The sequence below is a fragment of the Oscillibacter sp. genome, from assembly GCF_040505565.1.
Classification (GTDB): Bacteria; Bacillota; Clostridia; order Oscillospirales; family Oscillospiraceae; genus Oscillibacter.
This window is the reverse complement of sequence record NZ_JBEUWZ010000006.1, coordinates 1-14,123: the sequence shown is the minus strand read 5'-3', so window position 1 is coordinate 14,123 and position 14,123 is coordinate 1. Positions and strand designations below refer to the sequence as shown.

At 49.6% G+C, this 14,123-nt stretch carries 12 protein-coding genes and 1 riboswitch; of the genes, 6 read left to right on the top strand and 6 right to left on the bottom strand.

Annotated features, from left to right (window positions below):
- Positions 1 to 3 precede the first annotated feature (3 nt).
- From ABWQ15_RS01835 to ABWQ15_RS01810, 6 genes are all read right to left on the bottom strand, one after another.
- Positions 4 to 4,176 carry a hypothetical protein gene (locus ABWQ15_RS01835; protein ID WP_353907121.1) on the bottom strand — a complete coding sequence of 1,391 codons (4,173 nt, stop codon included), beginning with the start codon at positions 4,174 to 4,176 and terminating at the stop codon, positions 4 to 6.
- A 1-nt stretch (position 4,177) separates the two neighbouring features.
- A complete protein-coding gene (locus ABWQ15_RS01830; RefSeq protein WP_353907120.1) occupies positions 4,178 to 6,514 on the bottom strand; it encodes a phosphoadenosine phosphosulfate reductase domain-containing protein in 2,337 nt (778 codons plus the stop codon).
- A 4-nt stretch (positions 6,515 to 6,518) separates the two neighbouring features.
- Entirely contained in the window at positions 6,519 to 9,371 is a 2,853-nt protein-coding gene (locus ABWQ15_RS01825; protein ID WP_353907119.1) for a hypothetical protein, read from the bottom strand.
- A 33-nt stretch (positions 9,372 to 9,404) separates the two neighbouring features.
- Positions 9,405 to 9,614 (bottom strand): helix-turn-helix domain-containing protein, encoded by a 210-nt coding sequence (locus tag ABWQ15_RS01820; RefSeq protein WP_353907118.1) that lies wholly within the window; start codon positions 9,612 to 9,614, stop codon positions 9,405 to 9,407.
- A 59-nt stretch (positions 9,615 to 9,673) separates the two neighbouring features.
- Positions 9,674 to 9,756: riboswitch (cyclic di-GMP riboswitch) on the bottom strand.
- 109 nt (positions 9,757 to 9,865) lie between these two features.
- Positions 9,866 to 10,297 carry a YaiI/YqxD family protein gene (locus ABWQ15_RS01815; protein WP_353907117.1) on the bottom strand — a complete coding sequence of 144 codons (432 nt, stop codon included), beginning with the start codon at positions 10,295 to 10,297 and terminating at the stop codon, positions 9,866 to 9,868.
- On the bottom strand, positions 10,294 to 10,902 hold the full coding sequence (locus ABWQ15_RS01810; RefSeq protein WP_353907116.1) for a CatA-like O-acetyltransferase, family 2: 609 nt from the start codon (positions 10,900 to 10,902) through the stop codon (positions 10,294 to 10,296). The genes ABWQ15_RS01815 and ABWQ15_RS01810 overlap by 4 nt, the downstream gene beginning before the upstream one ends.
- 166 nt (positions 10,903 to 11,068) lie before the next feature.
- Here ABWQ15_RS01810 and ABWQ15_RS01805 point away from each other — a divergent pair, with 166 nt between their 5' ends.
- From ABWQ15_RS01805 to ABWQ15_RS01780, 6 genes are read left to right on the top strand one after another with little or no spacing between them, the layout of a single operon-like run.
- Positions 11,069 to 11,527: a hypothetical protein gene (locus tag ABWQ15_RS01805; RefSeq protein ID WP_353907115.1), complete on the top strand. Its 459-nt coding sequence runs from the start codon at positions 11,069 to 11,071 to the stop codon at positions 11,525 to 11,527.
- The gene (locus tag ABWQ15_RS01800; protein ID WP_353907114.1) at positions 11,520 to 11,726 is read left to right on the top strand and encodes a hypothetical protein; all 207 of its coding nucleotides are present in this window, start codon (positions 11,520 to 11,522) and stop codon (positions 11,724 to 11,726) included. The genes ABWQ15_RS01805 and ABWQ15_RS01800 overlap by 8 nt, the downstream gene beginning before the upstream one ends.
- Positions 11,727 to 11,783: 57 nt before the next feature.
- Positions 11,784 to 12,161 carry a hypothetical protein gene (locus ABWQ15_RS01795; protein WP_353907113.1) on the top strand — a complete coding sequence of 126 codons (378 nt, stop codon included), beginning with the start codon at positions 11,784 to 11,786 and terminating at the stop codon, positions 12,159 to 12,161.
- A 24-nt stretch (positions 12,162 to 12,185) separates the two neighbouring features.
- Complete coding sequence (locus tag ABWQ15_RS01790; RefSeq protein WP_353907301.1) at positions 12,186 to 12,746, top strand: CDP-alcohol phosphatidyltransferase family protein; 561 nt, start codon at positions 12,186 to 12,188, stop codon at positions 12,744 to 12,746.
- 3 nt (positions 12,747 to 12,749) lie between these two features.
- Entirely contained in the window at positions 12,750 to 13,160 is a 411-nt protein-coding gene (locus ABWQ15_RS01785) for a peptide deformylase (protein WP_353907112.1), read from the top strand.
- Positions 13,157 to 13,918 carry an MBL fold metallo-hydrolase gene (locus ABWQ15_RS01780; protein WP_353907111.1) on the top strand — a complete coding sequence of 254 codons (762 nt, stop codon included), beginning with the start codon at positions 13,157 to 13,159 and terminating at the stop codon, positions 13,916 to 13,918. Before ABWQ15_RS01785 ends, ABWQ15_RS01780 begins: the two co-directional genes overlap by 4 nt.
- Positions 13,919 to 14,123 lie beyond the last annotated feature (205 nt).

The following is a 14,123-nucleotide window of genomic DNA, read 5'->3' as shown; positions in this document are numbered from 1 at the left end:
CGCTTACGCCTCCCTATTAATGATGATTTTTACTCCAAGACCCATATCCTTTCTGACAATGTCAGTAAGCCACTTCTTCAGCTCGGCATCATCCATACCTTCGATGATGTCGACGACCTTATCGCTGCCGCCTGCGTTATATTCGGCAGTTGCCATGCTGGAAACCTTGCTTCTAATAGAAGGATTGTCATTCCACTCATAGGCGCTGATTCCGGTACCTTCCAATGCGCCTCTTACCGCATCAATATCAGAAATCAGGCTCGTGTAATCCCCGATGATACACTTTGCAAAGCACTTATCACGATAATCAGCGGAAGCAATGTCATCAAAGAAGTCCGCTTTCTGAAGGAACGCCAAAGCCTCTTTGATATCTGCTTCGCTTTGCGTGCTGCTGTTAAGTGTGCCAAACGCTTTTTTGGCTTCGGCATACTGAGTGGCCTTCATACAGCACAGAATCGGCGTGCGGTATTTTTCGGACCAGACACGCGGATTTTTGCTTCCTCCGGTCTTATCGTTCCACAGCTTATATAGCTGCGACTTCACTTGATTCTTTCTGTAGTCCTCTGCAGCCTTTTTCACTGTGGCATTGCTTGCCGTAGAGGATGCGGTAAACATCTCAGATGTGATGGAGTTTTTGATTTCCTCACATTCTGCCTCAGTAAAGCCCTCCAGATAAGGAGCATATACATCCATAAAGACAGCCAGAGGATTATCCAGCACCTCCCGGACATCCACGATATGATTTGTCATCTCATCAAGAAATGACTTCACATGCTCCGGAAGCATATCCTCATAGTTTGCAATGCGAAGCAAGTTATAGAAGAACTTATCCAGCGCGGGCTTTTTTGCCTTGATGGATTCGCAGGAGAAGCCGATAAACTTCAGAGTCTCGCGCCATTCCTTAAATGCGGCATCCTTGGAATGGGCAGTGACATTCAGGAGAATGTTGGTGGACTTCACCACCTCATACTCCGTTATGAGCTTTCTGATTTCATGCTCTCCGGTTGACCCAATCCAAAGAGCAGAATACTGAACGCTGAACAGCTTCTTGATATCCGTCAACACAGAATCCTCAGCGCCTATTTCTTTGGCAACATTCAGCAGCTTACGGCCCTCAAACCGCTCAAGGAATATATGCATACCGTTCTTGCAGTTATCAAGAGTGAGCAGGGCTTTCAGATTCTGCGCAGATGACGGACGCTGAATTGCAATCTTTCCGATTTCGTTAGCCACATCGTGCGCTTCATCACCCTTGCTCTGCACAAGCTTGATGTAAAGCTTGACGAGGTCGAATACGCCTGTGGTATCCAAATCCTCCAAACACCAAACAGGATAAGACAGGTCTCTCATTTTTGAAAGGACAAGTGTCCCTGCCTGCTGCGGCGAAGAGCAGGTATTGGCGGTAATGCTCCATGCGCTTTCCGTAAGCTCATAGAACGCTTTTTCCTCTTCAGTCAGGCTGACGATATAGGTCGATTTCGGGCTCTTGCCGATATAGTTTCCAATCATTTCAGAAAGCTTATCCGGCGTCATGGAATCCCGGTGTCCTTCCGCATCCATGGAACGATATGGCTCTGTGCTGTATTCCTTCAGCAGGAAGCCGGTAATGAAAGCGGACAGGTTACAAACGGAGAAGCCGAAGGAGGTCTCCAAATGATCGTAAATCTCGCCAATTGAAATCTTGCCGCTGCTCTTGAAGGCATCTTCAATCATCTTGTCAACGGATTGCTTAATGATGACGATATGCTCACCGGCAAGGGCCTCGTCCTTCCAGTATTCCTTTTTGCTCCAGAACTTGTCCAAAACGGACTTTTCGCATCCGGCAATCAGGCCCTTGATCTCCATCACGCCCATGCCGTATTTCGCAACGGGCTTCGGCGTAGTGAGCTTCAGTTGCGTTTCGGAAAGGCCCTTTGTAAAATCCTGCACATGCTTGAAGCGATTTAGGACAATAGTCTGCAGAATAGTCTGAACGGCATTGGCACCGGTAGCTTTTTCACCATCCTGATTTGCATAGGTAAAGACGATGTACTGTCCGTCGTGAATGCGGTCCTTCCAATCGCGCTCCAGTACATCTTTTGCCTTTTTCGCATTTTCCTTTGACTGCTGTCCGTTGTTGCCGTTGTAATACATAGACATAGCGGAGTAGTCCACATACTGTTCAAAGGCTTCTAAGCCCAGAGGTGTGGACAGAGCGTCGATAACAACAATGTTTTTATATACAGGGTCAGCAACGGTTTTCTTTATCAGTGTGCGGAAACTCTGCGCTTCCTCGTCGGTCTTCGCCAGCGCAAGCACGGCATAGAAATGCCAGTCCACGTCCTTGCTCTTCAGGGCATCCATAGCCTTCTTGAAATCGGACATGGTGACAACCGGCAGCTTGCCGCTTTCCAAATCCAACGCATAGCGGAGCTTCAGCGCAGGAGGCAGGCTGAGCGCTGTAGCAACGGCGGTACCTTCGGAGACCAGTTTGGCAGTTGTGCCTTGCTTTTCCCGGATATCCTTCTTGAACGCTTCAATCTTTGCACCGTCACCTGCAAGAACAGCAGCGGAATATACCTTTTTGCCGTCCGCAATCGGATTCTCAATCAGGATGCCCTTCTTCACGAGAGCTTTTGCAATGCTCTTGCAGGAGGATTCCAGCTCGCCAGTATCACCCTCAAATGCGTAGCTGAGATTCTGATCCGTTGGTTTCAGAATCGGCAGAGCACCGCCCAGACGCTGGTCAATGGACTGCATAATCAGAACAGTCTTCAGGACAATTTTCTCTTTATCGTTCAGCTGTGTCTGCTGCGGGAAGGTGTCCAGAATGAGTTTGATATCGGAGGACAGGTAATCCTTGCCCTTCTCATAGAAGAAGTCCCACAGCATATCCACAGTAAGGAAAGGCCTATCAGAAAGCGGGCTGGTGTTCTGAATAAACCACTGGAACGCCTTTACATCCATATCCTTCGGTGTCTTGATAAAGTCGAACATACTGCGCTGATTAGACTGGAAAGCCGAGGCAATATTTTTCAAAACGAGCGCCGCAATCGGGTGAATGGGTAGAATATCCCGCATTACATTTTCACCGTTGATATTTGCCGCCTTGATTACTGCGGCACGGGCACCATTTACAGAGGAATTTAGGTCTCCGGTCATCTGCACCCAGTTTGCTTTCGCTGCAGGCTTCACATTAAAAGCATGACCGATAAGGTCAAAGGCGATATTGTCCGGCAGAGTGATTTCCACCTTGTCAAAGCGCTGCTGTACAACGGACCACGGATTGGTCTTGTCGCCGCTGTCATACTTCTTAGCAAGGGAGGACAGCGGGTGCGTAACGATGACAAAGTAGAATGGCTTTTCCTGACAGATGGAGACAATCTTCTGGAACTCGCCCAGAGATGTGCTGTTCTGACGGAAATAGTCACTGAACTCGTCCCAGATAAGAACGAGCTTGATGTTGTTTTTATCGATAATATCCACAATCCAATCCCGGAGAGAATCTGCGGAAAGGTCGAGAGCCGTAATGCCTTCCTCCGCGGCAAGGCCGAAAATGTTATCCATCAGAGAGGAAACATCGCTCCTCTTTTTCAGGGTGTTGATAATCTCATCCGCAGAAGACTGAGAGAAGGTGGACATCCACTTTGCCTTCTGAAGCAGAGCGTCCATAAACTGATTGTGAATCGGATCTTCCAACCAAGCGATAACACTTTCCTTCAGAGAGTTTTCACCCTTGTAGGAAACCTCGTTTGCATCCAGAGCTTTCTTGATGCTTTCCTGCACCGCAAAGAAAAGCTGCTGCGGTGTGGTAATGCTGCCGGAAGCATAACGATAGGCAGTCACAATACCCTGCGCTTTGTGACCGATTAGCTTTTCCAGCAGGACAAGATTCTTTTTAAGTGGCTCAAACTTGTCCCAATAAGCTCTGGCTTCGCTTTCCGGCACCTCCAGCAGCTTTTTGAGCGTATAGGCGCACTGAGATTTACCGGTGCCGTAGGCACCGTGAATCCAGATAGAACGGTTTGTATTGCCGCCCAGCATCTTCTCTGTCAGGTTGAGCAGGTCAATGAAGGTCTGATGCGGGTAGGTGGTATCCCATGCCGCACCGCTGTTGATGGCGGATTCGTCAATGCAAGGGAAATACTTTTCATTGACATCAAAGTATTCGCAGTATTTCAGATTCTGTACCGGCATCTTATAATCCCTCCTTAAACAGGCTCAGCACATCGTTGCTGGTTTTATCCCGCAGCGTGATCGTCTGCAGATCGTTGGTGAATGTGGCATTGATGAACTCTGGGTATGCGGAGGAGAGGCCCAGCAGAATAGACTTCAGCTCTTCCTCCTCATACAGTCCGAAAATGCGCACCGGGCTGATGCCATCCCGCTCTACATCTTCATCGTAGAGGTAGGAAACGTGGAATTCCTTGTCGAGATTGCACTTCTCAGCAAATTTATACAGCGCATATAAAACAACACGGCTGTCGCTGATGGAGCACTTGGTGCGTACCATATCATCTTCGTCGGTCACATAACCGAAATTGAGAACCGTTCCGAAAGGAGTTTCGACAATACGCTTATATGCCTTTGCAATAGACTTTGCATCCTTTGGTTTTACTTCGAGTGAAATTAGCATTTCTTCAATCTGCTTACGTTCATAGAAGTAGCCAATATCCATGTTGTTGATGTACCAAGCAATTTGAGGATTTTCCATTGCAAGATTAACTAACACAAGCCCAAGTGCAGTATCCGTCTCCCATCCAATGTTGCTTATCAACTCTGCAAATTCAGTGAAGTGGTTTTTCTCATTAAGACCGGCATCCCTGAGAAATCTTCTGAACATGTCATACATCATGGGACCGAGTGTATGCTCTGTAAAGAAGTCCTCTTCTAATTCAAAAAATGAAACCAACCAATCGCGCTTTGGCGCGTGGTCAGCAAACGAGTTTAAGCTTTTCATACTTTTCCCTCCTCCGTGTGGATGACGAAGTGAATGGAACAACAGGCACCCACTTTCGATCATATGGCATTGGTAGCAGTGCAAGCAGTTGGTTATACTGAGTTTTCCATTGATAAACTTAATACAGCCATTTCTGCAGTTTGTTTCGCAAACCTTACATGCCGAACAGTATGCCGCCTTACGAAAGACCTGCTTGAATAATCTTGAAAACTTTGGCTTTTCTACAGATAGCCTTTCGGGTAGAGAGACAATATATCCATTCTCTGTGTTCTCAACCTGAAACGCAATCTCTTCACCTTCATAGCGTACCGTATAACCGCCGTCGGTTTTCGTGAGCATCCCCAACGTCTTTATCCATTCTTTCCAGTCCTCGTTGGGGCTTGTAACGGTTATTGTAATAAAGCCCTTTGTAACATTTTCTACACACCGAAATTTGTTTTCTTTTAAATCTCGACCATTATTTCTTGCGCACCAGCCACCGTTTGTGATGTACGAATTGACTTTCTTGGGATCTGATGATAGGTAGGATTCTTTGATGTACCCCACATACTCATCAATCTCCTGTGTGTACGCATTTCTTCTAAAATAGTCGCTGGCTCCTCCACCCATAGGGCAAAACAAGCATCCGGCGCGGGAATTACCCTTTTTGTAGGCATCATTTATGTTAAGGTGATTCAGAAAGATGTACAGCCATATCTCTGCGGATGTCCATTCCAAAATAGGATTGAAGCTGTACTGACCTTTCTGTTTCTTCCCAAAATTCTCGTAGTCATATTTGCTTCTCGCTAAACTTTCATGGGCTCGAACACCGACAAAGTCCATGCCGATATAGTCATCCTTGCCGGTTATCTCTCTCATTTTCAGAGTCTGCGGTGTGCTCTTGTGCACACTGCAGCACCAGCGAAGTACTCTGGCGGGCGGCCCGAACAGCTCCCATGAATCCTTGGGCTCAAAATGTGAGCGGGCAATGTAGAAGGGAGTGCCGTCCGCTTCACACTGCTTTTTCGTCTCCTCCACAGCCTCATAGGTATCCGGAAACTCCATGCCGGTGTCCCCAAAGATGACCACAAAGCTGTCCTTCGGCAATGCTTTTTTCACGAGATCCAGCAGCACCGCGCTGTCCTTGCCTCCGGAAAAGGCTACATGGAAGATATCCAGCTTATCCTTGAACTTTTCGTACTCCTTGACAATCTTCTTAACGGTGGAATCCTCTATGACAGTCAACAGGTCCTCGTTGGCGGCGCACATGGCTTCTATATCCATCGGCTCCAGTTTAACGCCGTCATCTTTGCCAAAGGGTATAGAGCCGCTTTCATCTCTGACCGGCTGGAGCTCCGGCGCGGTATAAAGGTCACCGCCCTTAGTCTTGGCAAACTGTACGCCTCTGTACCAGTAAATATTGGACTCCGCCCACATATAGGGAACATCGTTCTGTTTATCGTAATCCCAGTATTTATCAAAACCAAGGATGTCCAGCTCAGTAGCATAAACGGGTCTCGGCTCCTTGGAAAAACTCGTAGGAGTGGAATTCAGTATAATTCCGCCTGTCTCCGAATCAAAAGTATAGGAATACATGCCATCACCTCTCTTTCCGTAGTTCCGAAGCCCGCTGCGCGATTTCGCTCAGCTTGGTGTATTTGATCTTTGCCATATAGCCGGTGCTGAACAGATACTGCCCGATAACCTCTGGTGACAGCTCCACATCGGTTCTCGCAAGGGCAATGGCGAGCATTTCGTTGTATTTCCTATTAAAATCCTTCTCTGCGATGATTCCCGCGTTCTTGTCGTTGAAATGAATCACATGAAGGCTATATTTCCTGCTGTACTTATAGCAGAAGCTTTCCAGCAGATAGTGGTTCCAGCTCTGCCCGCAAAGCGGGAACATGGCAAAGGTGGTCACATCCCGAATTGCCCGGAAGTTATCGGTGATGACTCCGGATAGCACGGCGTCAATTTCATCCACAGAAAAGTTTACGAGCCGGTTGGCCACAAAACGATTTCTGTCCACCCGCACCATATCGTCATAGAGCGCCTGAAATGCGTACTGGCGGTTTGTGCCTCCGGTCAGCTCTACCACCTTGTCTGCGACATCATCAAAGGTGCATTCGTCTTTATCCTTTATGTACTGCTTGAGCAGCATTACGGCATCCAGCTTGGATTTTTCCTTGGTGAGGATTTTTCCGTTCAGATGATATTTGCCGGACAGTACTTTTTTATAGATTGCGTTATATATCGCGAGCTGCGTCAGCTCGTAGTTTTCTTCTTCAATGCCGCCCAGCGGGACATCGCTGAGGGAAGCAAAGCCGTTCTCTTCACAGGCCCCGTCCACAAAGTCGAAGATATCCGATTCCTCGTCTTCGGTGATACGGAAACGGTCGATGAACAGGTATTCTCCTTCAGCGGCCAGCACAAAAAGGTCATTTCCGGAAATCACGCGCCAGATATTGCCCAGCGGGATATACGGCAGACGATCGTGCAGGTTATACACGCTCTCCAACGGACGCGATCCCCAGACCCGCTTTAACTCATCGGTGACAGCTTCCTTTTCAGAGCGTCTGCTCCCTTTGACCATAAACTTCTTGGAGAAGGAGCACCCGTTGATGTTCTTCTGCAGATACTCTTTGAGCATGTCAGAAGAGGTGATTACATGGGACTCCATCCATTCCTGCTCCATTTCAAACAGGCTCTCATAGTAAATAATGCCCGTACCGGAGGAGAGAACATCGTCAACGATGCGCTGAAGTTCCTGCGGCATATCATCGCTCTTGCAGTAGACCTTATCATCAATAACAACACCGGAGGACAGGATAGAAGCCTTAAATATTTCATCCTCTTCCGGGAGAGTAATTCCCATTGCATCCGCAAACTGACGGAAGCGCATAAGCTCCCTGATGGAATCATACTTGAAGCCGTACTCATAGTGCTGTTTCAACACCGAGACTATTTCGCTGTTCACCTCTGCCGGAGCAGTGCTCTGTCCGTTATCACCACTATGGGAAGCGACTACTTTTTCAGGAATCTCCGCACCGATTGATTCCAGCAGCTTGTTAATGGCGGCACTGAAACGATTGTGCTGCTGTTGGTTGTATCTGATAAAATCGGAATCGCCGTACAATTCCACTGCCGTTGCTACTGTTGTCTCATTGTCTTCACTGAATAGTGCACGGGACGCATACCCATTATCTGCAGCATAGCGCTCCGCGCTTCTGATGGAGGAAACATACGAGGAGCAGGTCCCATCTGCAAGCTTGGCAGTATTCTGCAAATAGGAATAGAACGCGACCTCACAAGCAGATGAGGCAGGTGTACTTGCTGGCGATGCATTTTTAGATACCGCGGCTCCGAATCTTCTTTCATATACAATTTTAAGATCATCATAAGCCACTCCGCATATGGAGAGAAGTATTTTTATCCGTTTGATAAAATCCGTCGCGCTGAAATTAGTATCTACGCAAAGTTCCTCGGAAATCTCTTTCGGCGCAGCCATATGGCTGGCATCGTCTGTTTTGCCAAACTCCAATCTTGTGCTACTCGGAAAAGAACTCAGAGAGCCGAATACATCCGGGTGGTTTTCGTATAAAGCGGATACAGTGCTGACATACACATCCTTCCATGTGGAAGGCCTCAAAAGCTCTGCACCCAAAAATGTAATACTTCTTGGCTTTGTAAATGCCATGGATTCCTCGCTGGCGAAATCAACGACAAGAGGTCCATTATCCGGCTCCGTCGAGGCGGTAACAATACTCACAGGCTCTGCCGGAGTTTCAACCGCAGGAGGCTCCGTCTCATCCGCTTGTTCTACCTGTTCCGGTGTCTGCGAACAATATTGCATATAAGCTTTGAAATCGTCGTTTATGTTCTTGATGAGCTTCCTGTTTTTGATTTGGAAGATTTTATTCTTCCCGGCAGCCCTATAAATAGCCTCCAGTGTTGCCATATCTGTAACATCAAATATCGAGCCGAATATCAGCTTAGCTGCAACAGCAAGCTGCTCCACCTTCAGGATGTTTTCTTCTACCCATTTGCACCTCTGAGTGGAAAGAACAGATGCGGCCCACGCCAAAAAAGCATCTTTGTTATTCTGTTTGGCCGCGACCATGTTTTTTGCCTCCTCAAGTATCTCAAGGTATCTCTCCGTGCCTGTGCGGTACATTTCTACCGCTTTCTCAAATAGTCTTGTTGCCGGAACACATACCTTCTTGCCTTTGTATGCGGAATCCATGCTCTGAATCTGGTATGAGATACCATTTTTGTTTCGATAAATATCGTCGATTTTGATGCCACGATTTGTTGCCATCCGGCGTAAATCCGCAGAAACGCGCCTCACAATTTGCGCCTTTGGCTGATTTGCCTGCAGCACTTCAAGGTAACCGTCGAGAAGAATGACGGCTTCATATATATCCCATTTTGGCTGCCTGCTTCCCGGTGACATAGCTGTCCTCATTTCCGTGTTAGTCATTAAAAATTACTGCATGTCCGAATAATAGTTCTCAGCGCTGTGAGCTTTTGAGTTGACCTTTCTCGCGTCCTCTGGCTTCTCGGCATCCTTCGGAATGGCCCAGGCTTTGCCGAACTTTGTCAGGCCCGGAATGCGGTTTTGCGCGCAGAGTACCTGCACACGGCGGCGGGTAATGCCCCATTTTTCTGCAGCTTCGGCGATTGAAATGTAATCCATAATCCACCTCTCATATGCGCATATAAAAAGAGCCCTGCCATGCGCAGGGCTTTGCCGTCTCGTGAAGCTTATCTGCCATCCCAACGGTACAGGCCCTTTAGCTTTGCGTCGCCGTCTTTCGACGGATTTGCCGGTAATTCAGCATTTTTACCAATTATATACCTTTTCGCGAATAGTTGCAATCCAATATGACGTGATTTGGAAAAGGATTTCCCACCACTATGTCCAACATGATAATCGACGTGGGCACGTCATCTGTTGAGCAGTTCTTCCAACTTTGCCCGAAACGCATCGTCTTGCTCACGTCTGCGCTTGGAGAGACCCTTGAGCCGTCCGCCGGCGTTACGGATTTTCTTGGCCGTGTGGCGCTGCAAAAGGAGAGCGTCAATATTGCCCGACGTGTACTCCATGCCGTCCTGATTGAGCACTACGGCGTTTCGAGCAAGGCACATGGCGGCGAGACCGTAGTCCTGCGTGACCACGAGATCGCCAGGCTGAACCAGATTTACCAATGCGAAATCCACACTGTCCGCGCCCTTGGAGAAGGTCAGCGTCTTTGCGCCACTGCGTTCAAAGACATGAGACGTGTCGCACAGCAGCAGGCATTCTGTTTTGTGCGCCGTTGCCAGCGCAATGGTGCTGTCCACCACCGGGCAACCGTCTGCGTCCACCAAAATTCTCATCGGTTCATACACTCCTGTAAGTTTTCAAGAAAGCGACAGGCCTGCTCGCCGTCCATCTGAACATGATGGAATTGGAAGGACAGCTTCAGCTCGGCCTTCAGCCAGCGGCAGCGGTATTTGCCCCAGATAAGGAAGGGGTTGTTGAAGATGCCGCTGTAAAAATTCGCCACACCGTCCAGATCGTAATGGACCAGCGCAGAGGTACCGACGATCATGTGATCAGGCAGCTCGTAATTCTCGCAGTTTTCCCGGCAGCGCTCCGTCAGCTCCGAATAGGTACGGGCAAATTCGTCCAGATCGCCGCAAAACGGAATGTCACAGGTGCTCAGTTCGCCGCGCTTGTTTTTGATGATCACATTGACGCCCAAACTATCGTACTGCATCAGCTTCTTGCCCACGGGCAGCAGATAGAATTCCGGAACACTCTGCGCTGCGCGGGCAATGCACCAGCACATGAGCATGTTAAAAGAATATCCCTTTTTCGTGAGCTTTACGAGGTGCGTCACATCCATCGTTTTGAAGATGGTGACCATGGGCATAGGCGCGTCGATGTAATATTCGTAGCTCATGGCGCGGCTGGTGGTTTTTGGGTCAACTTCTCTCATTTTGTGTTCTCCGTCCGCTGTTTATTAATGTTTTCAGTATAACCCCTTGCGTGATGGTTGGCAACAAAGGCCGTGGGGCAGGGGTTCCAGGATGCTGTGCTTACTTCTGACGAACATGACTTTTTCTTATTTTCATGCTATGATAGTTTTACAAGGGGGTGGCTGTATGCAGTTCGGTTTTCTGAATCTGACAGGCTTTCTCATCGTCACACTGATGATGATTCCCAACCTCATTTACGCACGGCGCAATCCTCATATAGAAAATAAATGCTTCTGCAAGCCGATGCTCATTCTGGAGCAGATCGGTCGGTACGGCTCCATGGCGATGATGGTCTTTCCGCTTTTTGTGTGGGAGTTCGGCTTCAAGTCCCCGGAGGAGCTTGTGATCTGGCTGTTTCTGCTTCCTGCGCTGCTGTTGGCTTATTTCATTTTCTGGGCGGTCTATTTTCGCAGGCCGTCGCTGCCCGCCGCGTTGTGGCTGGCGATCCTGCCCAGTACTATATTCATTCTGCGGGGCGTGATTTTTCGGCATTGGCTGCTGACAGCTTTCGGCGTCATATTCGCTGTTGGGCATATCTATATCACTTGGTATAACAACAGGTCGGAGGGGACGGGCAATGAGTAAATATGAGCCGCTTTGGCAGGCGATCGGCGGGCGCACGGAGGACAGCTTCACGCTGACCTATGCCGAGATAGAACAGATTCTGGGCTTTCCCATCGACCACGCCTTTCTGACCTTCAAGAAGGAGCTGCCCGCCTACGGTTACGAGGTGGGTAATATCTCCATGAAGGCGCATACGGTGGCGTTCAAACGCTGCGTTTGACAAGCGGCTGCGTTTCTGCTATCATCGGCTACACCCATCCACGAAAGGAGAATCACGATGGAAAAATTCATTCCCTTTGAGAAGCTCTCCAAGAAGGAGCAGCAAAAGAGGAACGCCGCACGGCGCGGCAGTTGGTACGGACTGAACCCCGTGACCCGCAAGCCGGAAAACTCAAAAGCATATAACAGACGAAAGGCACAGAAATGGAGTGATAGCTCCGGTTCTGTGCCTTTTGTTATCTCGGTGCGCCGTTCATCCGCCGCCGTATTCTTTGATTACAGCCCCGCAGATTTTGAACGCTTACCTTGGCGATTTCTTCGAATGTCCAGAGTTGCCCCTCGTCCGAGCGGGGAGAAAACGCGGAATCGAGAATATTGTGCGCCCATACACTTAGATGATTTTTCACGACGATATTGGCAAAGTGTGATAGAATGATAAAAAAGGGCGGTGATGTCAGTGATGAACTATATTGCGAATATACTGACCGCCTCGCGGTTTCTGTTTGCCGTGGGAATGGTGCTGGCAGCCCCGTTCTCTCCCGTGTTCTGGGTCTGTTATCTGGGCGGCGGGGTCAGCGATTTATTGGACGGCCCGGTTGCCCGCGCCCTGCACATTCAGAGCGATGTCGGCGCAACGCTGGACAGTGCCGCCGATCTGGTCTTTGCAGCGGCAATTGCCGTTGTGGTTTTGCGAAATGTTCAGCTTCCCGCATGGCTCTGGGTATGCGCCGGGTGCATTGCGGCGGTGCGGCTTGCAGGGTATGGCGTGGGCTTTATAAAATACCGCACGTTTTCCGCCCTGCACACTTATGCGAATAAGGCGACAGGTGCGCTGATCTTTGCATTCCCGATTTTGTACGCGGCGCTGGGGCTGACCGCGTCCGGCGTGATTTTATGTGTGGCGGCGCTTTTCTCCTCCGTGGAGGAGTTTGCGATCACCGTCAGCTCTCCCATGTTGAATCGGAATTGCAAAGGGTTCTATCAAAAGGCAGACTTTTTGGCAACACAAAAGGAGCGATGAATCATGGTATGTGAAATCATGAGAGATGAGGACTTTTTGAAGCAGGTCTCGGAGCCTGCGACACAGGCCGACATTCCGGTGGCGGACGACCTGCTGGAGACGCTGATCGCCCACAAGGACGGCTGCGTGGGCATGGCGGCGAATATGATCGGCATTTCCAAGCGCATCATCGCCATTGACAATGACGGTGAATACATGGTGATGTTCAATCCTGAAATCATCAAAAAATCCCAGCCTTATGACGCCGAGGAGGGCTGTCTTTCCCTAACTGGCACACGCAAGGCGCGGCGCTGGAAGTCCATCAAGGTACGCTGGCAGAACCGGAATTTTCAGGTTCGTATCAAGACCTTCGCCGGCTGGACAGCTCAGATTATTCAGCATGAAATCGACCACTGCGAGGGGGTTATCATATGAAACCATGGTTCACCATCGACCAGATTGATGAAAAGACGCACATCATCAGCGAATACCGCCACTGGGAGGAGACCCATTGCTATCTGCTGGAGGGAGACGACCGGGCGCTGCTCATTGACACAGGACTTGGCATCTGCGACATTTCAGCGGAGGTAAAAAAGCTGACGGACAAGCCGGTGACGGCGGTAGCCACACACATCCACTGGGATCATATCGGTGGTCACAAATATTACTCCGACTTCTACGCCCATGAAGCGGAGTTGAACTGGCTTTCTGGCGAGTTTCCCCTGAGCGTGGAGACAATTCACGACATGGTGGTTGACCGCTGTGACCTGCCGAATGGCTACGATGTGGCGACTTACCAGTTCTTCCAGGGAACGCCGACGCGGGTCCTGCATGGCGGCGATACCATCGACCTCGGCGGGAGGGAAATCACCGTGCTCCACACACCGGGGCACTCCCCCGGGCATATGTGCTTCTGGGAAGACGCGACAGGGTATCTGTTCACCGGCGACCTGGTCTATAAGGACACGCTCTTTGCCTACTATCCCTCCACCGACCCGCAGGCGTATCTTAAAAGCCTTGAAAAAGTCGCGGCGCTGCCGGTGAAACAGGTGTTTCCCGCCCACCACACGCTGGATATCCAGCCCGAGATTTTGATTCGTATGCGGGACGCATTCCGTGAGCTTGACGCTGAGGGCAAGCTGCATCACGGCAGCGGCACGTTTGAATACGGCGACTGGGCGGTCTGGCTGTAAGTGCAGGAGGTTCACCATGGCAATGTGGAATCCGTGGCGGGGCTGCCACAAATACAGCGAGGGCTGTCGGTTTTGTTAATAATGATATTTTTTCCGCTTGGCAGCAAGGAAGGTTGTTCCGAGCAGAACTGCCATAAACTCTGCGACAACAATGGCGAGCCAAACGCCCTTAATGCCCAAAATCAAAGGAAGGAGCATGACGGCG